The organism is Labedaea rhizosphaerae, assembly GCF_004362825.1.
In the GTDB taxonomy this organism is placed as follows: Bacteria; Actinomycetota; Actinomycetes; order Mycobacteriales; family Pseudonocardiaceae; genus Labedaea; species Labedaea rhizosphaerae.
The window spans coordinates 144,551-171,282 of sequence record NZ_SNXZ01000002.1; the positions used below are offsets into that span (position 1 = coordinate 144,551).

Genomic DNA, 26,732 nt, shown 5'->3' on the forward strand with positions numbered 1-26,732 from the left:
GCCGTGTTCCCAGATGATCGCGTCAGAGCCTTCCTCGCCGTAGCGCGGGCCCCGCCGCAGGACCACGACGGTGAACTCGGCTGCCCCGGCGAGCCGGGCACGCATCTCGTCGTCCGAGGGCTGGGTCGGGTCGTCGTCCACCGTCGGAATGCTCATGGGCGACAACGTATCTGCTTGTCCTCGGACCCGGAGCGTGCCGACCACTCCCGACGGCCGTCAGGTTTTCTCCAACGTCCACATCGGACCGTGAATCGGCGACCATGTCCGGGTCGGGACCTTCGAGCCGCCCAGCGAAACGAGATCGTCGCGCTCGTCGATCTAGACCCGACAACGCCACTCGTCGCGGGAGCAGCTCATGCGGTCAGTCCGATCTCGGCACGCCGGTCTCGTCGCCCTGCTCGCGGCGATGCTCGTGGCACTCGGTCTACCCAGCTTCGCCGCGGCCACGCCACCGTCCTTCGTGCAGCAGGTCACCGCGCGCGCCAACGCCACGAGCAAGGCCGTCACCCTGCCGAACGCCGTCACCACCGGCGACCGCATCGTCGTCGAGGTGGGCATCTGGAGCTCCGCGCACGCCACGGCCGGCACGGTCAAGGACGCGGCGGGCAACACCTACACGCGCCTGGTCCACTTCGCCGCCTCCGACGGCACCGAACTCAGCGTCTGGAGCGCGCCGGTCACCCTCGGCGGCGGGACGAAGCCCGCGATCACCGTGACCCCGACCGCCAAGGCCGACCTGGGTATCGCCGTGGTCGAGTACAGCGGCCTGTCCACAGTGGCCGACGCGACCGTGCTCGACCAGTCCGCGCAGGCCACCGGGACGTCGAGCGGCACCGGCGTGGTCAGCTCCGGTCCGACGCCCGCGACCACCGCGGGCAACGAGCTGGCGCTCGGCTTCTACGTCGATTCCGGCTTCGGCAAGACGCTGACCGCGGCGAACGCGTTCACTCAGCGCAGCAACGTCTCCCCCACCTCGGACATGGAGTTCGTGGTCGAGGACAAGGTCGTCGGCCAGGGCGAGCAGCCCAACGCCGGGGTCGGCACCGGCTCCGGCGTGCCGTGGCTGATGGCGACGGTGGTGCTGCGACCCGCGGCCGGCGGCCAACCGACGGCACCCGGCGCCCCGGTCAACGTCACCGCACAGGCCGGGAACGGCACCGCGACCGTGAGCTGGACCGCGCCGTTCAACGGCGGCAGCGGACTGACGTCGTACACGATCACGCCCTACATCGGCACGACGCCACAGACCCCGACCGTGCTCAGCGGCGCGCCACCGGCGACGAGCGCACAAGTCAGCGGCCTCACGAACGGGACCGGCTACACCTTCACGGTCACCGCGACCAACGCGATCGGCACCGGTCCGGCGTCCGCACCGTCCAATCCGGTCACCCCGACGAGCACGCCGCAGGGCCAGTGGTCCGCGACCATGACGTGGCCGTTCGTCGCCGTGCACGCGGTCGCGCTGACCAACGGCAAATACCTGCTCTGGGACGGCTGGCACCAGCCCGAACCGACCTACCTGTGGGACCCGGTGGCCAACACGTTCACCAGCATCACCGCGCCGGACAGCATCTTCTGCTCGGGCAACGCCCTGCTCCCCGACGGCAAGGTGCTCACGGTCGGCGGCTACGGCGTGGTCTCCACCGGCGAGCTGGGCATCAAGGACACCGCGATCTTCGACCCGGCGACCTCGACGTGGAAGCGCGGCGCGGACATGCACTACCCGCGTTGGTACCCGAGCCTCACCCAGCTGGCCGACGGCCGGTACCTGACCATCAGCGGCAACTCCGCCGACGCGTACACCTGGGCCGAGCACCCGGAGGTCTACGACCCGGGCAACGACACCTGGACCGTCCTCAACGGAATCAGCACCACCCAGGTGCACGAGGACGAGTACCCGTTCGCGATGCTCGCGCCGAACGGCAAGGTGTTCACCATCGGCCCGTCGGAGGACGTGTCGTACTGGCTGGACGCCGACAACCAGACGTGGACGCCGGTCGGGCCCAGCGGTGTCGTCAACGGCTCGGCCACGATGTACCGGCCGGGCAAGGTCCTCTACAGCGGCGGCTCGGCGACGATCTCCTCGGGCACGCCGTCGCAGGCGAGCACCTCGGTGATCGACCTGACCGGGGCCACCCCGGCGTGGCGGCACACCTCACCCATGAACACCGCGCGCGACTTCCACACCCTCACCACGTTGCCCGACGGCCAGGTGCTCGCGGTCGGCGGCGCCCCGACCAGTGACCAGACCCTGGTGAACAACGGCGTGCTGCCCGCCGAGATCTGGAACCCGGACACCGAGAAGTGGACGACGGTCGCGTCGATGTCCGTGCCGCGCCAGTACCACCAGACGGCGCTGCTCATGCCCGACGGCCGCGTGCTCGTCGCGGGTGGTGGGCACACGGTGAGCGCGAGCGGGCCCGGGCAGTTCTCCGCGCAGATCTACTCGCCGCCGTACCTGTTCAACGGCACCCGGCCGGTGATCTCGTCGGCACCCGCGTCGGCCGCGTACGGCTCGACGATGACGGTGTCCACACCGGACGCCGCGTCGGTGACCGCGGTGAACCTGGTCTCGATGGGTGCGGACACCCACCAGAGCGACATGGACCAGCACTTCGTCCCGTTGAGCTTCACCCGCAACGGCACCACGTTGTCGGTGCAGGCGCCCCCGGGCGGCACGATCGCACCCGCCGGGACGTACATGTTGTTCCTGGTCAACGGCAACGGCGTGCCGTCGGTGGCGGCGCAGGTGCGCATCCTGCCCTCGCTCACCGCGCCGTCCGCACCGTCGAACGTGACGGCGGTGGCGGGCAACGCCTCGGCGACGGTGAGCTGGTCGGCCCCCGGTGACGGCGGCAGCCCGATCACGTCGTACACCGTGACGCCCTACATCGGCTCGGTCGCCCAGAGCCCGGTCACGGTGGCCGGCGCGACCAACACCCAGGTCACCGGCCTGACCAACGGCACGCCGTACACGTTCACGGTCACGGCCACCAACGCGGTCGGTACCAGCCCGCCGTCCGCGGCGTCCACTGTGGTCACTCCATCACCGACCCCGGCCCCCGGGTTCGTGCAACAGGCGAGCGGCCGGGGCCTCGGCGCCACCCGGGCGGTGACCATGCCGTCGACCGTGCTCGCGGGTGACCGGATGGTGGTCGAGGTCGGCGTGTGGAACACCGAGAACGCCACCGCGACCGGCGTCACCGACTCGGCGGGCAACACCTACACCCGGCTGTCCACGAAGGTCGCCCCGGACGGCACGGAGCTGTCGGTGTGGTCGGCCCCGATCACGGCCGGCGGCGGCACCAAACCCACGATCACCGCGCGGGTCTCGTCCTCGGCCGACGTCGGTGTGGCCGCGGTCGAGTACTCGGGGCTGTCCCCCGTGGCCGGCACCGGCGTGGTCGACCAGTCGGTCTCGGCGACCGGCACGACGGCGGTGGCGAGCTCCGGTCAGACCGCGGCGACGACCGCCGGCGGCGAGCTGGCGGTTGGCTTCTACGCCGACTCCGGCTTCAGCCGGACGCTCACGGCCGGTGCCGGGTTCAGCCAGCGCGTCAACGTCTCGCCCGCCGGTGACATGGAGTTCCTCGTGGAGGACCAGCCCGTGACGCTCGGCAGCCGTCCGAACGCGACGATCGGCACCGCGGCAAGCACACCGTGGATCGTCACGACGATCGTGTTCAAGCACGGATGACCGCGTTGAACTTGCGCACACGGAGGATCGCCGCCGCATGTGTGGTCGCCGCGGCGATCGGACTGGAGGTGTGGGCGCTGCAGGGCCCCGGCGACACACCGGCGGACGCCGTGCGCTCCTACTTCCAGGCCGCGCTGGCCAAGGACTGCCCGACGGCGTTCGACCTGCTCACCGAGCCCATCCGCGGCACGTACGGCACGGTGGACCAGCTGTGCGACCGGGCCCGCGCGGACAAGCTCGTCGCCTTCCAGTTGGGTGACGAGCAAGCCGCCGGCACCACGGCGACCGTCACGGTCACCTTGGTACGCCCCAATCTGACCCTGACCGACCGCGTCCATCTGACCACTGTGGACGGAACCTGGCGGATCTCCTCCTTCGAGGTAGTGCAATCGGAGCACGGCCATGGCCACCACTGACCGCCGTCTCCACGCCCCCGTCTGGCCCTTGGTCGCCGTCGGCGGCGGCCTGGCCGTGCTCTGCGCGGTCGGCTTGACGCTTCCCGTCCTGCGCCCGGCCTTCGGGCTGCCCGACCCGGGGCTCGCCGTCCGGGCGGGGCTCCCCGCGATCCGCGCCCTGGCCGAGATCGCCGCCGTGCTCACCGTCGGCGCCCTGCTGGCCGCTGCTTTCCTTGTGCCAGAGGGTGATCGTCGCCCGGCGCTGGACCTCGGGGCGCGGTGCGCGGGCTGGTGGGCCGTGCTGGCCGCCACCATGGTTCCGCTGACCGCGGCCGACGCGCTCGACCGGACCCTGTTCACCACGCTCGACCCCGCGGTCCTGCTCCCGGCGGTCAGCCGATTGCCGGTGGCGCTGGCGTGGCTGGTCGTGGCCCACGCCGCCGCGCTGGTGTGGCTCGGCGTCAAGCTCGCCTACCCGGCGCGTGCGTTGTTCGCCCTCGCGGTCGTCGGCAGCACGCCGATCGCACTCGCCGGTCACTCGTCGGCCGGCGGCTCGCACGACCTGGCCGGCGACAGCCTCATGCTCCACATCACCGCGGCGTCGGTGTGGATCGGCGGCCTGGTGGCCGTGCTGGTGATCGCGGGCCTTCGTCGCGACTACGCCGCAACGGCCGTGCGGCGCTTCTCCGCGCTCGCGCTCGGCTGCTGGCTGGTCGTCGCCGCGTCCGGCGTGCTGAACGCGTGGCTGCGCCTGTCGCCGGCCCAGCTGTTCACCAGCCGGTACGGCGTGCTGGTCCTCGCCAAGGCCGCCGCGCTGGTGGTGCTCGGCGCGTTCGGCTACTGGCAACGGCGCCGCGCCGTGCCCGCCCTCGACGACGGCCGCGCCGGGGTGCTGTTGCGCCTCGGCGGCTGCGAGGTCCTGGTCATGCTCGCCACCGTCGGCATCGCGGTCGGCCTCGGTCGCACTCCGGCCCCGGCCGCCGCGGACGCGCGGGTGTCGCCGATCGAGGTGCTCGTCGGCTACCCGGTGCCGGATCCGCCGTCGCTCGCGCGCCTGGTCACGGACTGGCGCCCGGACCTCGTGTTCCTCGTCGTCGCGATCCTCGCGGCGATGTGGGGTGTCCGGCGCGGTCACGGGTGGTCGTGGTTCGCCGGGTGCGCGCTGCTGGTCGTGGCCACCTGCTCGGGCATCGGGCGTTTCGAGCCCGTTTCCCTGAGTGTCCACATCGGACAACAGGTGCTGGTCGGCCTCGCGGTGCCCGCCCTGCTGCTGCACAACCGCCCGTCCCCCGTTGTCCGGCCGGCGTTCGCGGCTTCGGCCGTGCTCGCCGCGCCGCTGCTCTGGTACACCCTGGGCGGGTTCGACGTCGTCGCCGGGCAGCACTGGGCACGTGCGGGAGCACTGGCGTGGGCACTGGTCGCGGGGCTGGCTCTGTTCGCCCGGCCCACCCGCCCGGCGCTGCTGACGGTCGCGGCCGGCTACGCCTTCGTCGGTGTGTCCACCTTGCTGCGTGACGACGTGCTCGGGCAAGGCTTCCTGGCCCGCCTGCCGGTGCCCTGGCCCCACGACGTGGTGGCGGACCAGCACCTGGCGGGCTGGCTCCTCGTCACGACCGGCGCCGCCTTGGCACTGGTGGCCGCCCGCCGGTCGGCACCGGCGGTCACCGAGAGCGCCTATGCCCTGAGCGGGTCACCGGGCCGGAGCTGAGCGTGGGTCGGCTCCGTCGAGGTCCAGCTCGCGCAGGATCGCCTCGGTGTGCTCGCCCAGGCTCGGGATCGGGTCCATGCGCGGCGCGCGGCCGGGCATGGTGATCGCGGGCAAGGTGGCGCTGAGCGGACCGGCGGGCGACGCCACCGTCGTGAACCGGCCACGCGCGGCCAGTTGCGGGTGGTCGAGCACCTCGCTGAGCTCGCGCCTGCGCGCGTGTGCGATCCGCCCGTCGTCCAGCCGCTGCTCCAATTCGGCGCCGGTCAGGCCGTCGAGGACCGCCGCGATCTCCGACTCCAGCAACGCGCGGTGCGCGATCCGCCGGGTGTTGTCGCGGAACCGTTCGTCGTCGGCCAGGTCCGGGCGGTGGAGCACCTTCGTGCAGAACGACGCCCACTCGCGATCGTTCTGCACCGCGAGGACCACCTCGGTGCCGTCGCCCGCGGTGAACACGCCGTAGGGCGCGATCGCGGCGTGGTCGGCGCCCGAGCGGGCGGGCGCGGTGCCGCCGTAGCGGGTGTACGCGAGCGGGTAGCCCATCCACTCGACCAGCGAGTCGAACAAGCTCACCTCGATGTCGGTGCCCACGCCGGTCCGCTCGCGTTCGTACAGCGCGGCGAGGATCCCGGAGAACGCGTACGTGCCCGCGCCGATGTCCGCGGCCGGGATGCCGCTCTTGGCCGGCGCGTCCTCGGTCCCGGTCACCGAGAGCAGGCCCGCCTCCGCCTGGATGAGCAGGTCGTACGCCTTGGCGTCGCGGTACGGACCGGCCGAGCCGTACCCGGAGATCGAGCACGTGATCAGGCGCGGGTAGCGCGCCCGCAGCCGCGCCGCGCCGAGCCCGAGCCGCTCGGCCGCGCCCGGCGCGAAGTTCTGCACGAACACGTCGGCACGCTCGAGCAGCCGCGCCATCACCTCCGGCGCCGCCGGGCTCTTCAGGTCCAGTGCCAGGCTCTCCTTGGACCGGTTGAGCCAGACGAAGTGGCTGGACAGCCCGCGCACCGTCTCGTCGTAGCGGCGCGCGAAGTCGCCGCCGTCCGGGCGTTCGACCTTGATCACCCGTGCGCCCAGGTCGGCCAGGTGCCGGGTGGCGAAGGGCGCGGCCACCGCCTGCTCGCAGGAGACGACCGTGACCCCGTCCAACGGCAACCCGCTCATGGCGACAAGGGTAGGCAGAGCGACGCATCCGGGGCCGCTCGATTGTCTGAACAATGGACCCTAGCGGAGAGGACCCCATGCCCGACGAGAACTTCTGGCAACTCGCGAACCCGTACCGGCGGGAGTTGCTCGCCCACTGCTACCGGCTGCTGGGTTCCAGCCAGGACGCCGAGGACCTGGTGCAGGACACGATGCTGCGGGCATGGCAGGCCTACGACGGCTTCCACGGCCGCGCGTCGCTGCGGACCTGGCTGTACCGGATCGCCACCAACGCGTGCCTGAACGTGCTCAAGAGCGCGCAGCGACGGGTTCTGCCTTCGGGGCTGGGCGCCGGGACGGACGCCGTCACGGCCCTGACCAAGATCGAGTCGGTGCCGTGGCTGGGACCGCTGCCGACCACCGGTGCGGACCCGGCCGAGCTGGCGGCCCTGCGGGCGAGCACCCGCCTCGCCGTGGTGGCCGCGTTCCAGCGGTTGCCACCACGGCAGCGGGCCGTGCTCATGCTCGTCGACGTGGCGAGCTTCCGCGTGCAGGAGGCGGCCGAATCGCTGGGCATGACGACCGCCGCGGCACGCAGCGCGTTGCAGCGGGCCCGCGCCACCCTGGCCGCCGACACCCCGGTCGAGGACGAGGTCACCCGGGATCCGGGGCTCGACGAGGAGGTCCTGCGCCGCTACCTGAAGGCCTTCGAGGACGGAGACACGGCGGGCTTGGCCCGGTTGCTGCGCACGGACGTCGAGTACCAGATGCCGCCGTTCGTGGTGTGGTTCCACAGCCGCGACGCCGTTCTCGACCACCACACCCGCCGCGTCTTCACCACACCACGCCGGGCGCTGCCCACCAGCGCGAACGGTTTCCCCGCGGTGGGCAGCTACAGCCAGGCCGCCGACGGCTCGTTCACCGCCCACGCCATCCACGTCCTGGAGGCCGTGGATGGCGTCGACGGCGTGCTGGCCCGGATCGTGGTCTTCCTCGACCCGGCGCTGTTCCCGGCGTTCAGGCTCCCGGAGCGGCTGCCGGGGTAGGTGCCACGGCCAGGCCGAGGACGTCCACCGTGGTGGTGGTGCGGCTGCCCGGCTCGACTCGGGAGTCGAAGTCCCGCTGGAACTCGGCGAACGAGGCGAGTCCGGTCAACTGCGCCGAACCCTGGCTGACGATGTGCACGAACGTGACCCCGTCGTCCTGTTGGAAGGCCGCGTACTGGATGTCCGCCACCTGCGCGGCCTCCCGCAGGACCGCCTCGACCAGGCGGCGGTTCTCGGCGGCCGCTTCCCGGCGGGTCCGATATTGGATGATCTTGGCGCTCATCGCGTTTTCTCCTTGCCACTACTGAGGTGTGTCAGGAGGTAGACAGCTCAGGCCCCGCGATTGCATCGATGGCGTCACCCACGCGCTTTCCTTCACGAGAACGCGCCACCGTCTCGTCCGGGCTCCGGAATCCGTCCACTGTCTGGGTTTCGCGGTGCCCGGGTTTCACGGTCGCTGCCGTCCGGGCGGCGGTGATAGCTTGGCGCTCGTGCACCGACGGCCGATCATCACCCCGCCGCCCCGCTCCTAGCGGGGTTGTCGCCTGACGCATCCCAGAGCCGGAGCTGTTTCCGGCGGTGAGCGCGCGCCTTCACACGCCGCGGCGTTCCGGTGTTCTGTGGCTCGGCCCCGCTTCGCGACCCATTCCCTCGTCGCTGGAGCATCCACATGGTCTTGCCTGCTTTTCGTGTGCGCCATTCCACTGTCTGCCTGTCCGCCGCCGGGATCTGCTGGGGCGCCGGTGGTGTCACCGGTCAGGCCCTGGCCGATGCCACCGGGCTCTCCGCCGCGGTCGTCGCCGCCGACCGCCTCGGGTGCGGTGGCGGGCTGCTGGTCCTCGCGTTGGCGCTGCGGCGCGCGCCACTCCCCCGCCACCGGGTGGTCTGGCTGCGGATCCTCGCCGTGGCCGGTCTTTCCGCCGTGTTCCAGACCTTCTACTTCGCCGCGACCGCGGTCGGCTCGGTCAGCACCGCCACCTTGATCACCATCGGGTCGGCGCCGGTGTTCGTGGCGGTCGCCGAAGCGGCGATGGCCCGCACCCGGCCCGCGGCCGGGGTGATCCGCCGGGTCGTCGTCGGGGTTCTCGGGCTGGTGGCGCTGGTCGGCGTGCCCTCGGCCGGAACGTCCCTGGCGGCCAACCTGCTCGCGGCGGCGTTCGCGGCCGCGGCCGGGCTGGCGTTCGCCCTGTTCACCCTGCTCGGCCGCCGGCCGCTGGCCCACGTCGCGCAACCCACCGTCACCGGCTACGGCTTCCTGGTCGGCGGGGTGCTCATCGCCGCGGTGAGCGCGCCGTTCGGGACGTGGCATTCCCTGACGTTCCCGGTCACGGCGCTCAGCGCGGGTTTGCTGGTCCTGCTCGCCACCGTGCCCACCGCCCTGGCGTACTCGCTGTTCGCCGTCGGGCTGCGCGACGCACCGGCCAGCACCGCGTCCATCCTGGCCCTGCTCGAACCGCTCACCGGCACGCTGCTGGCCATCGCGGTCTTCGGCGACACCTTGTCCGCGTCCCAGGTGCTGGGGGCGCTGTTGCTGGCCGGTTGCGTCCTCGACGCGACGCTCGCGGACCAGGCCGCCCACAGGCGCGAGAAATGAGTCGATTAGAAAGCCTGATTTCGTGGTTAGTATCCGGCACGGTGGCGCTGGCACAAGGAACCAGCGCTTGGCATCCACGGGGGAACCGTGTCGGACGATGGCAGACCGGCCCGAGGTGGGAGCGACGAGAGCGCTGCTGCCGAACGGTCGCGTCCGCCCGCCGACACCGGTCTGGCGGCCCGGCCCGATCCGGTGTTCGACGCCATCGCCGAGCAGGTCCGGGCAAGGCTGCGGGTGCCGGTCGTGGTGGTCTCCGTCGTGCGTGGCGAGGAGCGGATCTTCCCGGGGATGGCCGGGTTGCCCGAGCCGTGGGCCGCACGCCGTCGTGGGCCGCTGACCGGTTCGTTGTGCCACGACGTGGTGACGACCGGAGCGCCGGTGGTCATCGCCGACGCGAGCACCGGTGGCAAAGCACGGGACACGCTCGCGGTACCCGGTGTGGGCGCGGTCGCCGGTGCCGGTCTCCCGCTGACCGATGCGGCGGGCGACGTCATCGGGGCCCTGTGCGTGTTCGACGCCGCGCCGCGCGACTGGACGGCGACCGAGCTGACGGCCCTCGAGGACATCGCCGGCACCTGTTCGATGGCGTTGCGGCTGTCGATCGCCTCGCACGTCGCGCACCGCGAGCGGCACCGCTCGGTCGAGGCGGAGACCCGGCTGCGCGCGGCCGCGGACCGGTACCAGCTCCTGCTCGCCGCGTCGCAGGCCCTGGCCCACACCAGCGACCTGCACGAGATCCGGCAAGCGGTCACGGAGTTGGTATCCAGCGACATCAAGCCCGCGTACGTCGGCTTGTCGCTGCTGGAAACCGGTCCGGTGACCGCGCGGCTGCACCGCATCGACGACCCCCGCCAGCCCGTCGGCCCCGAACGCGGCAGCGCGTACTCGAGCCTCGCGGCCAACACCCCTGTCGCGCACGCCGCCCGCGACAACGAGATGCAGGTGTACCCGGACGCGGTCGCGTTGCGTGCTGCCTTCCCCGCGGCCGGAGGCGGCCACCTCTACGACGAACTCGGCCTCTCGTCCCTCGTGGCGGCGCCGATTCCCGGGGCCGCCGGCGTGATCGGCACCCTGTTGTTCGGCTGGACCGAGCCACGCACGGTCGACGTCGCCGAGCGGGTGGTGATCACCACGCTGGCCAGCTACGTCGGGCACGCCGTGGAACGCACCAGGTTCCTGCAACAGCGGATCACCGTCGCCTACGAGCTGCAGCGGGCCATGCTGCCGAGCCTGCCTGCGGTCGAGGGCCTGACGATCTCCGCGCGGTACCTGCCGTCCGCGGTGAACGACGAGGTCGGCGGCGACTGGTACGACGCCGTGCACCTCACGACCGACTCCGGTCCGGTGGTCGCGGTCACCGTCGGCGACCTCGCCGGGCACGGCATCGAGGCGGCCGGGCTCATGTCGCAGGTGCGCAGCATGGCGTTGCAGGCGACGTGGGAACGTCCGGACGCGCCCCCGTCGGAGATGGTCCGTGCCCTCGAAGATGCCTGCGCCGCAACGAAGATCCGGGCCAGCGGCACCTTGGTCCACGCCCAGTTGCGCCCGCTCGAGAGCGCGGGCTCGTGGTCACTGGTGTGGACCGTCGCGGGCCACCTGCCCCCGGTCGTCCGGCACGCCGACGGCAGCACCACGGTCCTGCACGGCATCGACCTGCTCTTCGGTTACCCGAGGCTGCGCAGCCAGCCCCGCACCGATCGCGCCACCGTCCTGCGACCCGGCGACACCGTGTTCTTCTACACCGACGGCCTCGTCGAACGCCGCGACGTCGGCATCGACGACGGCGTCGCCAACCTCACCAAGGCCCTCACGGCCGCGGGGCCGAGCATCGATGCCGTGATCACCGCGCTCACCAACGACACCCCGAACGACGACGACGTCGCAGTCCTCTCGATCCACGTGGCCGGCGGCTGATCGCCCCGTCGCGCGGGTTGACCCTCACACCGTGTCAGAGTGCACTGTGGACGGCGCCATGATGACCATCGGAGACTTCGCCCGGCTCGGCCGCGTCTCGGTGCGGATGCTGCGCCACTACGACGGGATCGGCTGCTCGTGCCCCAGCACGTCGACCCGGGCACCGGCTACCGCTACTACGCGGTGGACCAGGTGCGGCAGCTCAACCGCATCGTCGCCCTGAGGACATCGGACCGGTCTCCTCGGCCCTGTTCTCCCGGGTGCTGGGTGCGCTGAGCGCGGCCGGTGCGCACCCGACCGGCCCGCCGACCGCCTTCTACAGCCCGGCTCCGCCCGCGAGCTCTACCTCGAGGTCGCCGACGACGAGGCCGAGTGGGTGACCGAGGTCCAGCTGGACTTCCACCGTTGATCGTTGCCCGGCCGGGCTGCTGATCTTTGCCTGGCGTGACCGGGGGCTTCGCCATACGGTGGGGCCATGGACATCGGCGTCGGACTCCCGTCCACCATCCCCGGCATCACCGCCCGTCAGGTCCTCGACTGGGCCCGGACGGCCGAGCAGGCGGGCTTCTCGAGCCTGGGCACGCTCGACCGCGTCGTCTACGGCAACCTCGAGACGATCCCGACCCTGGCCGCCGCGGCCGCGGTGACCGAGCGGATCGGCCTTACGACCGCGATCATGATCGGCCCGTACCGGGGCAACGGCACGCTGCTGGCCAAGCAACTGGCCACAGTGGACAACTTCGCCGCCGGCCGGCTGACGCTCGGGATCGCGGTCGGGGCGCGACCGGACGACTTCGAGGCGACGGCGAGCCCGTTCGGCGAACGCGGTCGCCAGTTCGACGCCCAGCTCGCCGAGCTGCGCGCGGTGTGGGCCGGGGAAGAACGCGGGTTCGCCGGCGCCGTCGGCCCGACCCCGGTCCAGGCCGGTGGCCCGCCGCTGCTGATCGGCGGCACCGCCCCCGCCGCCTACCGGCGGATGACCGAGCACGGCGCGGGCTGGATCGCCGGTGGCGGCGGTCCGGACGCGTTCGCCCAGGGCGCCGAGCAAGCGCGCCAGGCCTGGCAGGAGGCCGGCCGGGATGGCCGGCCCCGCCTGGTCGCGATCACCTACGTGAGCCTCGGCGACGACGCCGAGGCCCACGCCCGCTCCTACCTCGGTGACTACTACGCCTTCGCCGGCGAGTACGCCGAGCGGGTCGCCGCCGGTGCGCTGACCTCGCCGCAGCAGGTCGCCGACGCGGTCGGCGCCTTCGCCGAGCACGGCTGCGACGAGCTGATCCTGTTCCCGTGCAACCCCGACGTCGGCCAGGTGGACCTGATCGCGAGCGCCGCGAGGAAGTGAACCCGGCGGCTCACGCCTCGACCGCCGCGGCGAACTGGGCCGAGTAGAGGCGGTGGTAGGCCCCACGCGTGGCGAGCAGTTCCTCGTGCGTGCCCTGCTCCACGATGCGCCCGGACTCCATCACCAGGATCAGGTCCGCGTCGCGGATGGTGGAGAGCCGGTGCGCGATCACGAAACTCGTGCGCGAGGAGCGCAGCGCCGCCATCGCGTGCTGCACCAGCAGTTCAGTGCGGGTGTCGACCGAGCTGGTCGCCTCGTCGAGGATCAGCAGTGACGGGCCGGCCAGGAACGCCCGCGCGATGGTCAGCAGCTGCTTCTGACCGGCGCTGATGTTCGTGCCCTCTTCGTCGATCACCGTGTCGTAGCCGTCGGGCAGCGCACGCACGAAGTGGTCCACGTGGGTCGCCCGCGCGGCCGCCTCGATCTCCTCGAAGGTCGCGTCCGGCTTGCCGTAGGCGATGTTGTCCCGGATCGTGCCGCCGAAGAGCCAGGCGTCCTGCAGCACCATGCCGACCTGCGAGCGCAGGTCCTCGCGGCGCAGCGCGGTGATGTCCACGCCGTCCAGCGTGATCCGGCCCGCGTCCAGCTCGTAGAACCGCATGATCAGGTTGACCAGCGTGGTCTTCCCCGCCCCGGTCGGTCCGACGATCGCCACCGTGTGGCCGGGCTCGGCCACCAGCGACAGGTCGGCGATCAGCGGCTGTTCCGGGGTGTAGGAGAACGACACGTGCTCGAACTCCACCCGGCCGCGGGGCTGCGCGGGCAGCGTGGCGTCGGCCGGGTCGGGCTCCTGCTCCTCGGCGTCGAGCAGCTCGAACACCCGCTCGGCCGAGGCGACGCCGGACTGCATCAGGTTGGCCATCGACGCCATCTGGGTCAGCGGCTGGGTGAACTGGCGCGAGTACTGGATGAACGCCTGCACCTCCCCCAGCGTCATGGTGCCGCTGGTGATCCGCAGCCCGCCGACCACCGCGACGACCACATAGGACAGGTTCGACAGGAACATCATCGACGGCATGATCAGCCCCGAGACGAACTGCGCCCCGGCCGCCGACTCGAACAGCTCGTCGTTGCGGCGGCGGAACTCCTCCTCCGCCTCGCGCTCGCGGCCGAACACCTTCACCAGATGGTGGCCGGTGAACGACTCCTCGATGTGGGCGTTGAGCGCGCCGGTCTGGCGCCACTGCGCGATGAACTTCTTCTGCGCCCGCTTGCCGACCTGGGCGGTGATGAAGAACGACAACGGGATCACGCACAACGCGATGACCGCGAGCAGCGGCGAGATCGTGAACATCATGACGATCACGCCGATCACCGTCAGCCCGGAGATCAGCAGCTGGCTCAGCGTCTGCTGCAGCGTGGTCGAGATGTTGTCGATGTCGTTGGTGACGCGGGAAAGCAGCTCACCGCGGGGCTGGCCGTCGAAGTACCGCAACGGGAGCCGGTGCAGCTTCGCCTCGACGTCCTCGCGCAGCCGGTAGACCACCCGCTGCACCACCCGGTTGAGCAGCCGGCCCTGCAGGAAACCGAAGACCGACGAGATCACGTACAGCGCGAGCACCCAGGTCAGGGTCGTGGCGAGCGCGCCGAAGGCGATGCCGGCGCCCGGGATGTGCTTCAACCGCGGGAGGACGCCGTCGAAGATGATGTCGGTGGCGTGGCCGAGGACCTTGGGGCCGGCCACGGAGAAGCCGACGCTGATCACGCCGAGGACGACGACCGCCGCGAACGTGAACCGCTCGGGGTGCAGCCGCCGGGCCAGGCGCTTGGCCGAAGGCCCGAAGTTCTTGGGCTTCTCGACCGGTCCCGCGTTCATGCCGGGGAAGCCCCGGCCGGCCATCGGACGCGGCCGGGCTTGCGTTTGGGTGCTCATGCGGCCTGCTCCGGGGTCAGCTGGGACTCGACGATCTCGACGTAGGTCGGGCACGTGTCGAGCAGTTCTCGGTGGGTGCCCGCGCCGACGACGGATCCGTTGTCCAGCACGATGATCTGGTCGGCGTCGATGATGGTGGACACGCGCTGGGCCACGATGACCACCGCGGCGTCGCGGACCTGCGGGCGAAGCGCGGCCCGCAATGCCGCGTCCGTCGCGAGGTCGAGCGCGGAGAAGGCGTCGTCGAACAGGTAGATCTCCGGGCGGCGGACCAAGGCCCGCGCGATGGACAACCGTTGTCGCTGTCCACCCGAGACGTTCGTGCCACCCTGCGCGATCGGCGCGTCGAGCCCACCGGGCATGGCCTCGACGAATTCCTTGGCCTGCGCGACCGTCAGCGCCTCCCACAGTTCGTCGTCGGTGGCGTCCGGCTTGCCGTAGCGCAGGTTGCTCGCGACCGTGCCGGAGAACAGGTAGGCCTGTTGCGGCACGAGGCCGATCCGCTCACGCAGCAGGTCCGGGTCGACCTCGCGCACGTCGACGCCGTCGACGAGCAGTTGCCCGCCGGTGACGTCGATCAGCCGCGGCACCAGCGAGAGCAGCGTCGACTTGCCCGCGCCGGTGCTGCCGATGATCGCTGTCGTCTGCCCGCCGGTGGCGCGCAGGGAGATGTCCCGCAGCACCGGGTCGACCGCGCCCGGGTAGCGGAACTCCACCCCGCGCAGCTCCAGTTCGGCGTGCCCGGGCAGCTCGCGCACCGGCGTGGCCGGTGGGGTCACCGACGACTCGGTGTCCAGCACCTCGTTGATGCGCTCGGCGCAGACGGCTGCGCGCGGGATCAGCATCGAGATGAAGGTCGCCATCATCACCGACATCAGGATCTGCAGCAGGTAGTTCAGGAACGCGGTGAGCGCGCCGATCTGCATCTCGCCGGCGTCCACCCGGTGCGCACCGAACCACAGCACCGCGATGCTCGAGGCGTTGAGGATCAGCATCACCGTGGGGAAGATCAGCGCCTGCAGGCGGCCGACGCGCAGTGCGGTGTCGGTGAGCCGGGTGTTGGCATCGGCGAACCGCGCCACCTCGGCGGGCTCGCGGACGAAGGCCCGCACGACGCGGATGCCCGACAGCTGCTCGCGCAGCACCCGGTTCACGTCGTCGATGCGGGTCTGCATCAGGCGGAACTGCGGCACCATCCGGATCACGATCAGCCCGATGCAGGCCGCCAGCACCGGCACGCAGACCAGCAACAGCCACGACAGGCCGACGTCCTCGCGCAACGCCATGATCACCCCGGCCACGCACATGATCGGTGCCGTGACGGCCATGGTGCAGAACATGACCACCAGCAGCTGCACCTGCTGCACGTCGTTGGTGGTGCGGGTGATCAGCGACGGCGGGCCGAACGTGCTGACCTCGCGGGCGGAGAACCCGCCGACCCGGTGGAACACCGCGGCCCGGACGTCGCGCCCGAAGCCCATCGCGGTGCGCGATCCGAAGTAGACGGCGCCGACCGAGCAGAGGACCTGGACCAGCGTCACCGTCAGCATCCAGCCGCCGGTGGACATGATGTAGCCCGTGTCGCCCCGTGCGATGCCGAAGTCGATGATGTCGGCGTTGAGGCTGGGCAGGTACAGGGAGGCGACCGTGCCGATGAGCTGCAGCACGAGGACCGCCGTCAGCTCACGCCGGTAAGGACGCAGGTGGGTGCGAAGCAATCGGCTCAGCAAGTGATCCCCCATGGTAGAAACGAGCCGTATCCAACGCGACCAACGTACTCGTACTATATAAGAAACGCAACGTATCTTGAGAGGCCTCGTGACCGAGATCAAGACCCGCCGCCGCGGCGAGGAGCTCGAGCACGCGATCCTCGACGCCGCCTGGGCGGAACTGCACGACGTGGGCTACACCGCGCTCACGATCGAGGGCGTGGCCGCGCGCGCCGGGACGAGCAAGCCGGTGATCTACCGCCGGTGGGCCGGGCGCGCGGAACTCGTGCTCGCCGCGTGGGCACGCCAGGCACCGCAGCCGCAACCTATACCCGACTCCGGCATGCTGCGAACGGATTTGGTCGCGCTGTTCACCCGGATCACCATCCGCCACGACGCGGTGATGAGCGAGGTGATCGCGGGCGTGATGAGCGACGTCTTCCGCGACCCGGAGGTGGCCGAGCTCCTGCGCGAGCGGCTGCGCACCGCGATGCCCGCGATCCCCACCATCGTCGGCCGCGCGATCGAGCGGGGCGAGCTGCCCCCGTTCGAGGTCCCCCCACGCGTCGCTCGGCTGCCGCTGGACCTGATCCGCAACGAATCCATGCTGTGCAACGGCGTCCTGACCAGCGACATGATCGCCGAGCTGGTCGACGACGTGTACCTGCCGCTGCTGCGCGGCCTGGCTCAGCGCGCGGTCAGAGCCTGAACCGGCCGGGCGTCACGACTTCGCCACGACCCGGATCGTCTCGACCTTCTTGTCGAAGGAGTCGGGGATGAGCATGCCCGCGGCCACGCCGGTGCGCAGGTAGTCCACGACCGGCTTGGTGATCATCTCGCCGGGCAGCAGGGCGGGGACGCCGGGCGGGTACGGGCTGATGGTCTCGGCGCAGATGCGCCCGATCGCCTCGGCCGCCGGGACCTGTTCGGCGGGCCCGAAGAACGCGTCCCTGGGCAACATGACCTGTTCGAGTTCGAGCTCGCCGGGCGCGGGCAGGGCGATCGGCTTCGGTTCGGGCAGGTCGTCCGTGTGGTCGACCAGTTCGCGCAGGGCCTGCAGGAGCCGGTCGGTGGTCTCCTCGTCGTCGGCCACCGTGATCTGCGCGGCCATCCGGCGGTGGTCCGACAGCCCGACGTCGATGCGGTGGTGCTCCCGCAGCCACTTGTTCGCGTCGTAGCCGGAGCGGCCCAGGCCGCTGACGTCTATCACGACTTTGAGGGGATCGGCGTCGAACGCCCGCTCCGGGCCCACAAGGTCGTCGCGGGTCAGCGCGTGCAGCCCGGGCATCGCGTTGATCTCGTCACGCACGTGCTGGGCCAGGCGCATGGCCCGCTCGAGCAGTTCGTGGCCGTGTTCGACCATCTGCCTGCGCCAGCCGTCGAGCCCGGCGTAGATCATGGCGTTCGGGCTGGTGGTGTCCAGCAGGTCGGCACGGGCGGACAGCACGTCCATGGACACGAGATCGCCCTGGTGGTGGTAGACCGAACCTTGCTCGAGCCCGGCGCCCATCTTGTGCACGCTGGTCACGCAGAGGTCCGCGCCGGCGTCCATGGCCCAGGCCGGCAGGTCCGGGTGGAACGGCAGGTGCGCGCCCCAGGCCTCGTCGACGATGAGCGGGATGCCGCGGTCGTGGCAGAGCTGGGCGGTGGCCTTGATGTCGGCGCACGTGCCGTAGTCGGTCGGGGTGATCAACAGCATGCCCTTGACGTCCGGCTCACGTTCGAAGGCCGCGGCGACCGCGTCGGGCTCCGGCGGGTAGGCGAAGTGCTGCTCGGCGTCCCAGCGCGGGTGCACCCAGACCGGTTCCACCCCGCTGAGGATCAGCCCGGCGACGACCGACTTGTGCGCGTTGCGAGAGACCAGCAGCTTCTCCCCCGGTCCGGCCACGGCGAGCATCGAGCTCTTCACCGACAACGAGCTGCCGCAGGTGGAGAACGACGCGTTGTCGGCGTCGACCGCCTCGGCCATCAACTGCTCGGCCTCGCTGAGCACCTGTCCGCTCATCACCCGGTCGTCCAGGCCGCCCATCATGATGATGTCCGAGGCGAACACGTCGGCGCCCAAGGCGTCCAGCACGCGCTTGTCGACGCCACGACCCTGCTTGTGCCCCGGCGGCAGGAAGCCCAGGTGGGCGTTCTCGTGGAACGCCTTGATCGCCTCCACCACCGGTGCCCGGGTCTGGTCCACTGTCTACCTCCTGCGCGGGTCCACTGTGCGCCCGAGGAGTGCCCGCAACCGAAGCCCGGCAACCATCGTGCCTGTTTGGGGCCGGTCCGGGCGCGGTACACGTTCTCCGTGACCAGCGAGATCCATGCCGCCGTGACCGCCGCGATCGCCGCTCGTACCGAGCAGCTGTGGGACGTGGCGACGGCGTTGCACGCCGCGCCCGAGACCGCCTTCGCCGAACACCGCGCCGCGGCTCTGCTGACCGATGCCCTCGCTGCCGACGGCTTCGAGGTGCGCCGCGGGGTCGCGGGCCTGCCGACCGCCTTCACGGGCGAAGCCGGGTCCGGCTCGCCCCGCGTGGCACTGCTGCTCGAATACGACGCGCTGCCCGGCCTCGGTCACGCCTGCGGGCACAACCTCATCGCGGCGGCCGGTCTCGGGGCCGCGCTGGGCGTGCGACCGGTGCTCGGCGAGGTCACCGGTTCGGTGCTGGTGATCGGCTCGCCGGCGGAGGAGGGCGGCGGCGGCAAGATCACCGAGCTGGACGCCGGGCTGTTCGCCGGCGTGGACGCGGCACTGATGTTCCACCCCGGTACCCAGAACTGGTCGTGGGCGCCGCTCACCGCCCAAGCCGAACTCGAGGTCACGGTGCACGGCCGGGCCGCGCACCCGACGGGCAACCCGACCGAGGGCCGGGACGCGCTCGCCGCGCTCATCCAGGTGTTCAACAGCATTTCCGTGCTGCGGCAACGCCTGCCGGCCGGCGGTCACGTCCAGGGCATCATCACCCGCGGCGGCACGGCCACCAACATCGTCCCGGACCTGGCCGAAGGCCGCTTCGGCCTGCGCAGCCTCACCACCTCGGCCCTGCACGACCTCATCGCGCAGGTGACCGACCTGGCGCACCACACCGCGCGAGCCACCGACACCCGGGCGGACGTGCGCCTGGTCCGCGCCCCTTACGCGCACTTCCACCGCAACGAGGTGCTCGACGCGTTGTTCACCCGGCACATCGAGCCGCACGGCATCGTCATGACCGAGCCGGAACCGGGGGTGTACCTGGGTTCCTCCGACATCGGCAACGTCAGCGCCGCCGTGCCGGCCATCCACCCCTTCGTCGCGATCACCGGACCCGACAAGTCCGACCACACCCCGGAATTCGCCGCCGCGGCCGCCAGTCCCACCGGCCGGTCGGTCGCCCTCGCGGCGGCCCAAGCCCTGGCCCACACAGCGGTCGACCTCCTCACCGAGCCCGAGGTGGTCAAGGCCGCGTGGGCCGCACACGGCTGAATTGCTTACGGGGCAAGGATTTCGACGTAGCCGTCGGTGCCGTGCACGCGGATGCGTTGGCCATCCTCGATCACCCGCGTGGCGTGGTCCACCCCGACGACGGCGGGCAGGCCGTACTCGCGCGCGATCACCGCACCGTGGGTCATCATGCCGCCGACCTCCGTCACCAGCCCGGCGATCGCGACGAACAGGGGTGACCAACTGGGGTCGGTGTGGGCCGTGACGAGGATGTCTCCCGGCTCGAGGTCGGCGTCGGCCATGTCCAGGACGACCCGGGCCCGGCCCTCGACGACACCCGCGGACACCGGCAGGCCGACCAGCGCACCGGGCGGCAGGTCGTCGCGGTGGTACGCCCCGGCGATGGCCTCGCCGTCCGAGGTGAGCACGCGGGGCGGGGTGAGGGCCTGGTACGAGCGGAACTCTTCCCGGCGCCGTTCGATGAGCTCGCCGTCGACCTGGTTGGTACGCACCACTTCGCGCAGTTCCTCGAACCTCAGGAAGAAGATGTCTTCCTCGTCGCCGAGGACACCGGCCCGCACCAGGCGCCCGGCCTCGGCCAGCAAGGCCTGCTTGTACACGAAATAGCGGCTGATCATGCCGTATTTCGGGTACTCCCGGTACCCGGCGAACGTCCGGACGCGATCGATCATCCGCTTGACTTGCTCGGCCTCCTGCTCGCCGTCCGGTCGCTTTCGCAGACGTGCCAACACTTCCTGCTCCTTCGCCCACGCCTGCTGCCGCCCTTGCTCGAAGCGGCGCGCACCGGCGCCCGGCTCGAAGTTCCTGATGTTGGACAACAGCATCGGCAGCAGCGTGGTGGGTCGCTCGCGCCACCGCAGCCGGGTGATGTCGATCTCCCCGACGCAGCGCATCCCGTACTTGTCCAGGTAGGCGACGATGGCGTCGCGGGCCTCCGTGCCGCCCTCGAACTCGGGCAGCTTGTCCAGGAAGCCGTCGTCGTCGACATCGCGCAGGAACTCGACGACTCCCGGGTGCGGGCGGATCACGTCGGCGACGTCGAGCAGGGCCAGCCCCATCTCGGCCGTCACGTTGTGGGGCACGGACAAGGTGAGTGTGTCGGCGGCGTCCTTCTCCCCCAGCCAGTACCGCAGGTGCTCGTTGAGCCACCACGCCGCCTGCATGCCCGCCGCGATCACCTGGTGGCTGCGCGGGTCGAACAGGATCCGCCGCAATTCCTGGAAGTCCGCCAGGATGAACTCCAGCAGCTCCGGCCCCGACTTCGACCGGATGTCCCGTTCGAGCGCGGCAATGGACGCTTCGCTGCGTTCGATGAGCTCGGTGACGACGTCCGGATCCGTTTCGATCGTGGCCGGCGTGGCCCCGGCGACCCGCTCGCCGGAACCGTCGTCGGGCACCGAGGGGATGAAGCCGTCTCGGTCGAGGACGGTCTGCAGCGCGTCCCTCATCAGCGGATCGGACTTGCCCGAGACCTCCAGCAGGCCGGCTCGGCTCGTCGGCGCCGCCAGGTGCCGGGTGACGTCGACGAACAGGCGCCCGCCGGCCTCGGCCATGGGGCGCGGGGTGGTCAGCTGCCACACGGAAAGCCCCAGGGGCGTCATGGCGTCGGTCATCATCTGCTGGTGCCCGACCGAGACGTAGACGTGGTTGGCTCCGTCCTCGGTCTCCGGGACCGGGAACAGCGTGGTGATCGGCCGGCTCTGCACGACCTGGAAGCCGTCCTCGGCCAGGCACCACTCGATGTCCTGGGGGCGGCCGAAGTGGGCTTCGATCCGCCGGCCCAGCCGGGCGAGCGCCACCACCTGCGCGTCGGTCAGCGCCGGCTCGTCCTGCCGCGCCACCTCGACCGGCTGTTCTTCGGTTCCGCCGCCCGGTAGGGCGCGGGTGGCCAGCTGCTTGGTGGCGATCGTCCTGGCGACGATGCCCTCATCGCGCACCTGGTAGACGTCGGCGTTGACCAAGCCGGAGACCAGGGCCTCGCCGAGCCCGAAAGTGGCCTCCACACAGGTGGTCTTCCGGTTGGACGTGACGGGGTCGGCCGTGAAGAGGACCCCGGACGCCCGCGGGAACACCATCCGCTGCACGACCACGGCCATGTGCACCTTGCGGTGGTCGAAACCGTTGCGCAGCCGGTAGGTCACGGCTCGTTCGGTGAACAACGACGCCCAGCAGCGGCCGATGTGCTCGAGGACCGCCGCCGGCCCGACGACGTTCAGGTACGTGTCCTGCTGGCCGGCGAACGAGGTCCCCGGCAGGTCCTCCGCCGTCGCACTCGACCGGACAGCACAGGGAATCCCCGCACCGAGCCGGTCGAGCGCGCCGGTGATCTCCGCCGCCAGGTCGTCCGGGATGGTGATCCCTTCGACGGCCTGCCGGACTTCCGCGCTGAGCGTGCGGATCGCGTCCCGGTCGCCCGGATCCAGGCCGGCCAGCCGATCCAGCCGGTCGCCGATCGACGACGTGTCGGCCACGATCCGCCGGAACGCGTCCGTCGTCACGCAGAAACCGGCCGGCACGCGGACACCGTCGATCCGCGCGAGCTCGCCCAGGTGCGCGCCTTTGCCTCCGACGATCGCGACCTGCGTCTGGTCGATCTCCCGCAGATCGAGCACGTAGCTGCCCATCAGTTCACCATCCCCCATCTGGTCCAGCCCGCGATTCTGCGGCACACCCCGGGTCTTGCCGCAAGACCCGGGGTGCGCTATACGTTGGAAGTGGCAGGAAGACGCGATTTCCTGCCGTCCCCAGTGGACGGTCCGATCAGGTCACCGGGCCGCCGAACCACCTGGCCAACGCCTCCGTCAGCGGCCCGTCCCCCTCGACCCACGCGATGTGCGCGTCGGGACGCACGAGCACAGCGGGCAGTGCGGCGTTGGTCTTGGCGTGGTCCACCCGGTCCTCCCACCCCCGCGGCACCGGCGACGGCCCGATCAGGACACCTCGCCCGGCCCCCAGGCCCGGGCCGGTGACGCTGATCCGGTCCACCGGCGGCAGTCTCCTGCCGGTCAGCGGGTGCGAACCACCGATCGGGTAGCGGACGTCGAGACCCGCCACGCGTTCGGCCATCGCCGGTCCCGCGGCTCGGATCAGCTCCTCGACCACACCGCGCAGGGCCACGACGTCCGGGTCCGGCACCATCAGGACGCCTTGCGCTTGCGCGGCCGCGAGGACGCGCGCGGCGACCGGGTGGCGCTCGGCGTTGTAGGTGTCCAGCAACCCGTCCGGTGCCCAGCCCCGCACCGTGGCCGCCAGCTTCCAGCCGAGGTTCACGGCTTCCTGCAGGCCGAGGTTCAGCCCTTGCCCGCCCGCGGGCAGGTGGATGTGCGCCGCGTCGCCGGCGAACAGCACGCGGCCCTCGCGGTAGCGCTCGACGAGCCGCGTCGCGTCGGTGAACCGGGACGCCCAGCGAACCGACACCAGTTCGTGCGCCTCGCCCAGCCCGCGGCGCACCTCGTCGTCGGTGATCGGCGTGTCGCGGGGCACCTGCTGCTCGGCGCCCGCGATCAGCACCCGGTGCGCGCCGTCGCCCAACGGCAGCACGGTCATCGGTCCGGTACCGAGCGCGGGCAACGTCCAGTCGCCGGTCGGCCCGTCGGCGAGCACCACGTCGGCGACCACACCGCTGACCCGCCCGTCCCGTCCGGGAAAGGGCACGCCCGCACGCTTGCGCACCGTGCTGCGCCCGCCGTCGCACCCGACCAGGTACCGGGCCCGGACGGGCGAACCGTCCACGGTGACGGTCACCCCGGTGTCGTCCTGGACGAACCCCTCGACCGTCCGTTCGCGCCACACCGGTGACGCCAGCGCCGCCTCGAGGTGCGCCTCCACCCGGGCCTGCGGGATGCCCAGCTGCCACGGCTGGGTGGTGTCCAGCTCGCGGTAGTCCAGCTCCATGCCCGCGAAATGCCCGGCGGGCAAGGTGGTGACGACGTCGTCGCGCATGCGGTCGAGCAGGCCCCGCAGCTCGAGCAGCTCCGCCGTGCGCGGCTGCAGGTTCAGCGCCTTGGACCAGCCGGGCCGCTCGGCCAGGCGCTCGACGACCACGGTGTCCACACCGGACAGTTGCAGTTCGTGCGCCAGCATCAGCCCGGTGGGCCCGGCGCCGGCGATCAGGACGTCAGGCTCGAAGGTCATGGCGCTTCGTCCAATACAGGTGGAAGGAGATCAACAGCGCCAGCAGCACGATCCACTGGCCGTTCTGCACCGGGGTGATCCAGTCGAACGGCACCGCGTACACGAGCACCACACGCACCACGGCGTCCAGCGCGAGGGCGACCCCGAACACCATCGTGTGCACGCGCATGGCGTAGCGGAACCGGGCGTCGTGCTCCCAGCGGTCCCGCCACGCCTGTGCGCCCGCGTCGCCGACCTTCATCTGCGCGATGGCCTTGCCCAGGGTCAGCATCGCCGGCCGGCCGGCGAACACCGAGCCGATCAGGAACACGCCGATCAGCGCCGCGTCCCACGCGTCCTTGGCCAGCAGCAGCCGGGCATCGCCCACGACGTACGCGGTGAGCAGGGTCAGCGCGATCACGGTGAGGCCGAAGATCGCCAGGCGGTCCACGCGTTTGCCGCGGACCAGCAGGTAAAGGATGCGCAGCGCCGGCAGGACGGCGGCGAGCAGGGCGGGCAGCACCATGCCCGCGCCCGCGGCACGCAGGCCGTAGAAGACCACGAGCGGCCCGACGACGTCGATCACGAGCGTGCTGATCGGCAGCGCGCGGGTCCAGTTCCGGTTGGTGGTCACGAGCGGCTCCGTGCTCACGGGGTCCTCCGGGTCGCGGCGGTGAAGAGGTCGACGAGCTCGTCGGCGCAGCGGCCGAGATCGAGCCCGGGGTCGGCGGCGAACCGGAAACCGATGTCGTCGATGGCGGCGCGCAGCACCCACGCCAGGTGCGGCACGGAGAACTCGCGGAACTCGCCGGATTCCTGCCCGGCGCGCAGCACCGCGTGCACGGGCTCCAGGACGGCGTCCTCGCCACCGGTTTCGCCGAAGTAGCGCAGGTGGCCGTCGGCGCCGCGGTGGTTGTGCAGGATCTCGCTGATCGCCACCACGTGATGCGGGTGCGTGCGCATGAACTCGACGTTGCTGCGCAGGTAGGCGGCCAGGGTCTCGGTGGGCGTCTTGGCCGCCGCCACCAGCGGCGCCATGAAAGCACCGGCCGCCGTGTACACCTCGGCGACGACCTGCTCGATCAACTCGGCCTTGCCGTCGAAGTGGTACGAGATCAGCCGCGTGCTGGACAGGCCGGCGCGCTCGGCGATCCGCGCGAACGAAGCCTGCCCGTAGCCGACCTCGGCGATCGTCTCGATGGCCGAGGCGACGATCTGCGCGCGTCTCCCCTGCTCGGCGAACGTTTTTACTCGCATGAGTAATTTTTACCATGGCTGAGTAAGAAGCGCCAACCGAGGGCCGGCGGAAGATCGACGGGCGGCTCGGCGTTGGGGCCGGGGTGAGGATCAGCGAAGCGGCCCGGGCGGGCGGGGTGAGCGCACGGTCGTTGCGGCACTACGAGGACGAGGGCCTGATCGTCCCCGGCCGGTGCGCCAACGGGTTCCGGGACTACTGCCAGTCCACTGTGGACCGGGTGCGGCTCATCCGGGCACTGCTGGAATCCGGGCTGCCCGTGCGTCTGATCAGGCAAGCGCTGCCCGGCTCCGGCGGCAAGCCCGAGCTCGACGAGTTCCTCCGGGAGGTGCGCGAGCACCGCGACCGGCTCGCCGCACGCATCGCCGTCCTCGACGGGCAGCGCGCGGCGCTGGACGCCTACCTGCGGTCGGCCGGCCATCCCGGACCGTGACCTGCTTGACCTTGACACAAGTGTCGGGTTTCTACCTTCGCGCACATGGACACCACCGAGGCCGCGCGGCCGATGCGAGCACTCGTCCAGCGGTCACACCAGGGCCCGGACGACCTCGTCCTCACCTCTGAGCACCCCCGGCCCGCGCCGGGACCCGGCGAGTACCTGATCCGCGTGGGCGCCGCCGGGATCAACTTCGCGGACCTCATGCAGAGCCGTGGGACCTACGGCGGCGGCCCGCGGGCGCCCTACGTGGCGGGCTTCGAAGCCGCCGGCGAGATCGTGGGCATCGGACCGGAGGTCGACGATGCGCTTCCGCTCGGCACCCACGTCATCGGGACGGGTCCCGGTGCTTTCGCGCAGTACATGACGATGCCCGCGGCGCAGGCGCTTCCCGTGCCGTCCGGCCGGCGCGATGACGAGGCCCTCGGCCTGGTGCTGAACTGGGCCACCGCCCTGGCCGCGCTCAAGCCGGTGGGCCAGGTCGAGACCGGTGACGTGGTCCTCGTCCACGCCGCGGCCGGCGGCGTGGGCCAGGCCGCGGTCCGCCTCGCCCGCCACTACGGTGCCCGCGTGCTCGCCGTGGCGTCGGCGGGCAAGCACGACACCGTCAGGGCGCTCGGTGCCGAGGAAGTGCTGGACAGCGCGCACCCCGACCTGGCTGCGGAGGTCATGCGGCGCACCGGCGGGGTCGACCTCGTCCTGGAGTCGGTCGGGCAGGCCACGTTCCCGGTCAGCCTGTCGGTCACCAAACCCTTCACCGGACGGGTCGTGGTGTTCGGCGCCGCATCGGGCGAGGCCACCCTGACCACGCACGACCTGGTGTTCACCCACCAGGTCCAGGTCAAGGGCCTGCACATCGGCGCGTTGGCGGCCAAGGCACCCGCCCTGTACCGGTCGGTGCTCGCCGAACTCGAGCTGCTCATCGCCGAAGGCGTCTATCCGCCTGGCACTCCCCTGGTCCACCCCCTGGCCGAAGGACCGGCGGTGCTGCGCCGGCTCGAAGCCGGACAGACCCAGGGCAAGCACGCCCTCGACCCCTGGCGCTAGGCGCTGTCCTGCGGATCCGTGGTCGCGGTG

20 protein-coding genes and 1 pseudogene are annotated in these 26,732 nt (G+C 71.4%); 12 read left to right on the forward strand and 9 right to left on the reverse strand.

Translation table 11 applies throughout. From position 1 onward, the window contains the following. Positions 1 to 355: 355 nt before the first annotated feature. The 3 genes from EV186_RS10295 to EV186_RS10305 are packed head-to-tail and all read left to right on the forward strand — an operon-like array spanning position 356 to position 5,800. Complete coding sequence (locus tag EV186_RS10295; protein WP_133849013.1) at positions 356 to 3,697, forward strand: fibronectin type III domain-containing protein; 3,342 nt, start codon at positions 356 to 358, stop codon at positions 3,695 to 3,697. Further along, positions 3,694 to 4,113, forward strand: a complete 420-nt coding sequence (locus EV186_RS10300; protein ID WP_133849014.1) for a hypothetical protein — start codon at positions 3,694 to 3,696, stop codon at positions 4,111 to 4,113. Before EV186_RS10295 ends, EV186_RS10300 begins: the two co-directional genes overlap by 4 nt. After that, positions 4,100 to 5,800 (forward strand): CopD family protein, encoded by a 1,701-nt coding sequence (locus tag EV186_RS10305; RefSeq protein ID WP_133849015.1) that lies wholly within the window; start codon positions 4,100 to 4,102, stop codon positions 5,798 to 5,800. The genes EV186_RS10300 and EV186_RS10305 overlap by 14 nt, the downstream gene beginning before the upstream one ends. Here EV186_RS10305 and EV186_RS10310 read toward each other — a convergent pair. Then, on the reverse strand, positions 5,783 to 6,958 hold the full coding sequence (locus tag EV186_RS10310) for a CaiB/BaiF CoA transferase family protein (RefSeq protein WP_133849016.1): 1,176 nt from the start codon (positions 6,956 to 6,958) through the stop codon (positions 5,783 to 5,785). The two genes, EV186_RS10305 and EV186_RS10310, sit on opposite strands and share 18 nt — an antisense overlap. A 77-nt stretch (positions 6,959 to 7,035) precedes the next feature. Here EV186_RS10310 and EV186_RS10315 point away from each other — a divergent pair, with 77 nt between their 5' ends. Further along, entirely contained in the window at positions 7,036 to 7,983 is a 948-nt protein-coding gene (locus EV186_RS10315) for an RNA polymerase subunit sigma-70 (RefSeq protein WP_133849017.1), read from the forward strand. Here EV186_RS10315 and EV186_RS10320 read toward each other — a convergent pair. Next, entirely contained in the window at positions 7,955 to 8,266 is a 312-nt protein-coding gene (locus EV186_RS10320) for a hypothetical protein (protein WP_133849018.1), read from the reverse strand. The two genes, EV186_RS10315 and EV186_RS10320, sit on opposite strands and share 29 nt — an antisense overlap. A gap of 393 nt (positions 8,267 to 8,659) precedes the next feature. On the opposite strand from EV186_RS10320, the gene EV186_RS10325 reads away from it, so the two are divergent. From EV186_RS10325 to EV186_RS10340, 4 genes and pseudogenes are all read left to right on the forward strand, one after another. After that, a complete protein-coding gene (locus EV186_RS10325; RefSeq protein WP_166659103.1) occupies positions 8,660 to 9,577 on the forward strand; it encodes a DMT family transporter in 918 nt (305 codons plus the stop codon). 87 nt (positions 9,578 to 9,664) lie between these two features. Next, positions 9,665 to 11,491 carry a GAF domain-containing SpoIIE family protein phosphatase gene (locus tag EV186_RS10330; RefSeq protein WP_133849020.1) on the forward strand — a complete coding sequence of 609 codons (1,827 nt, stop codon included), beginning with the start codon at positions 9,665 to 9,667 and terminating at the stop codon, positions 11,489 to 11,491. Between the two features lie 58 nt (positions 11,492 to 11,549). Then, positions 11,550 to 11,716: pseudogene (locus EV186_RS39870) on the forward strand (MerR family DNA-binding transcriptional regulator); the annotation flags it as partial. Positions 11,717 to 11,966: 250 nt separating this feature from the next. Continuing rightward, positions 11,967 to 12,833, forward strand: coding sequence for an LLM class flavin-dependent oxidoreductase (locus EV186_RS10340; protein ID WP_133849021.1), 867 nt, complete (start codon positions 11,967 to 11,969; stop codon positions 12,831 to 12,833). 10 nt (positions 12,834 to 12,843) lie between these two features. On the opposite strand, the gene EV186_RS10345 is transcribed toward EV186_RS10340, so the two are convergent. Both EV186_RS10345 and EV186_RS10350 read right to left on the reverse strand, forming a co-directional pair. After that, a complete protein-coding gene (locus EV186_RS10345) occupies positions 12,844 to 14,706 on the reverse strand; it encodes an ABC transporter ATP-binding protein (RefSeq protein WP_133849022.1) in 1,863 nt (620 codons plus the stop codon). Further along, positions 14,703 to 16,436: an ABC transporter ATP-binding protein gene (locus EV186_RS10350; RefSeq protein WP_133850170.1), complete on the reverse strand. Its 1,734-nt coding sequence runs from the start codon at positions 16,434 to 16,436 to the stop codon at positions 14,703 to 14,705. Before EV186_RS10350 ends, EV186_RS10345 begins: the two co-directional genes overlap by 4 nt. 88 nt (positions 16,437 to 16,524) lie before the next feature. On the opposite strand from EV186_RS10350, the gene EV186_RS10355 reads away from it, so the two are divergent. Beyond that, entirely contained in the window at positions 16,525 to 17,124 is a 600-nt protein-coding gene (locus EV186_RS10355) for a TetR/AcrR family transcriptional regulator (RefSeq protein WP_133849023.1), read from the forward strand. 12 nt (positions 17,125 to 17,136) lie between these two features. Here the strand turns inward: EV186_RS10355 and EV186_RS10360 are convergent, their stop codons facing one another. Further along, a complete protein-coding gene (locus tag EV186_RS10360; RefSeq protein ID WP_133849024.1) occupies positions 17,137 to 18,603 on the reverse strand; it encodes an aminotransferase class I/II-fold pyridoxal phosphate-dependent enzyme in 1,467 nt (488 codons plus the stop codon). Between the two features lie 108 nt (positions 18,604 to 18,711). Here EV186_RS10360 and EV186_RS10365 point away from each other — a divergent pair, with 108 nt between their 5' ends. Then, entirely contained in the window at positions 18,712 to 19,872 is a 1,161-nt protein-coding gene (locus EV186_RS10365; protein ID WP_133849025.1) for an amidohydrolase, read from the forward strand. Positions 19,873 to 19,877: 5 nt separating this feature from the next. Here EV186_RS10365 and rph read toward each other — a convergent pair whose 3' ends face one another. The 4 genes from rph to EV186_RS10385 form a co-directional block, all read right to left on the reverse strand. Further along, the gene (gene rph / locus EV186_RS10370) at positions 19,878 to 22,475 is read right to left on the reverse strand and encodes a rifamycin-inactivating phosphotransferase (protein WP_133849026.1); all 2,598 of its coding nucleotides are present in this window, start codon (positions 22,473 to 22,475) and stop codon (positions 19,878 to 19,880) included. Positions 22,476 to 22,611: 136 nt separating this feature from the next. Continuing rightward, a complete protein-coding gene (locus EV186_RS10375; protein ID WP_133849027.1) occupies positions 22,612 to 23,985 on the reverse strand; it encodes an FAD-dependent monooxygenase in 1,374 nt (457 codons plus the stop codon). Then, a complete protein-coding gene (locus tag EV186_RS10380; RefSeq protein WP_133849028.1) occupies positions 23,969 to 24,598 on the reverse strand; it encodes a VC0807 family protein in 630 nt (209 codons plus the stop codon). The genes EV186_RS10375 and EV186_RS10380 overlap by 17 nt, the downstream gene beginning before the upstream one ends. A gap of 14 nt (positions 24,599 to 24,612) precedes the next feature. Then, positions 24,613 to 25,221 carry a TetR/AcrR family transcriptional regulator gene (locus tag EV186_RS10385; RefSeq protein ID WP_133849029.1) on the reverse strand — a complete coding sequence of 203 codons (609 nt, stop codon included), beginning with the start codon at positions 25,219 to 25,221 and terminating at the stop codon, positions 24,613 to 24,615. 83 nt (positions 25,222 to 25,304) lie between these two features. On the opposite strand from EV186_RS10385, the gene EV186_RS10390 reads away from it, so the two are divergent. Together EV186_RS10390 and EV186_RS10395 are read left to right on the forward strand one after the other, a co-directional pair. Next, positions 25,305 to 25,652 carry a MerR family transcriptional regulator gene (locus EV186_RS10390; RefSeq protein WP_133849030.1) on the forward strand — a complete coding sequence of 116 codons (348 nt, stop codon included), beginning with the start codon at positions 25,305 to 25,307 and terminating at the stop codon, positions 25,650 to 25,652. A 45-nt stretch (positions 25,653 to 25,697) separates the two neighbouring features. Then, on the forward strand, positions 25,698 to 26,702 hold the full coding sequence (locus EV186_RS10395; protein WP_133849031.1) for a zinc-binding dehydrogenase: 1,005 nt from the start codon (positions 25,698 to 25,700) through the stop codon (positions 26,700 to 26,702). Positions 26,703 to 26,732: the final 30 nt, after the last annotated feature.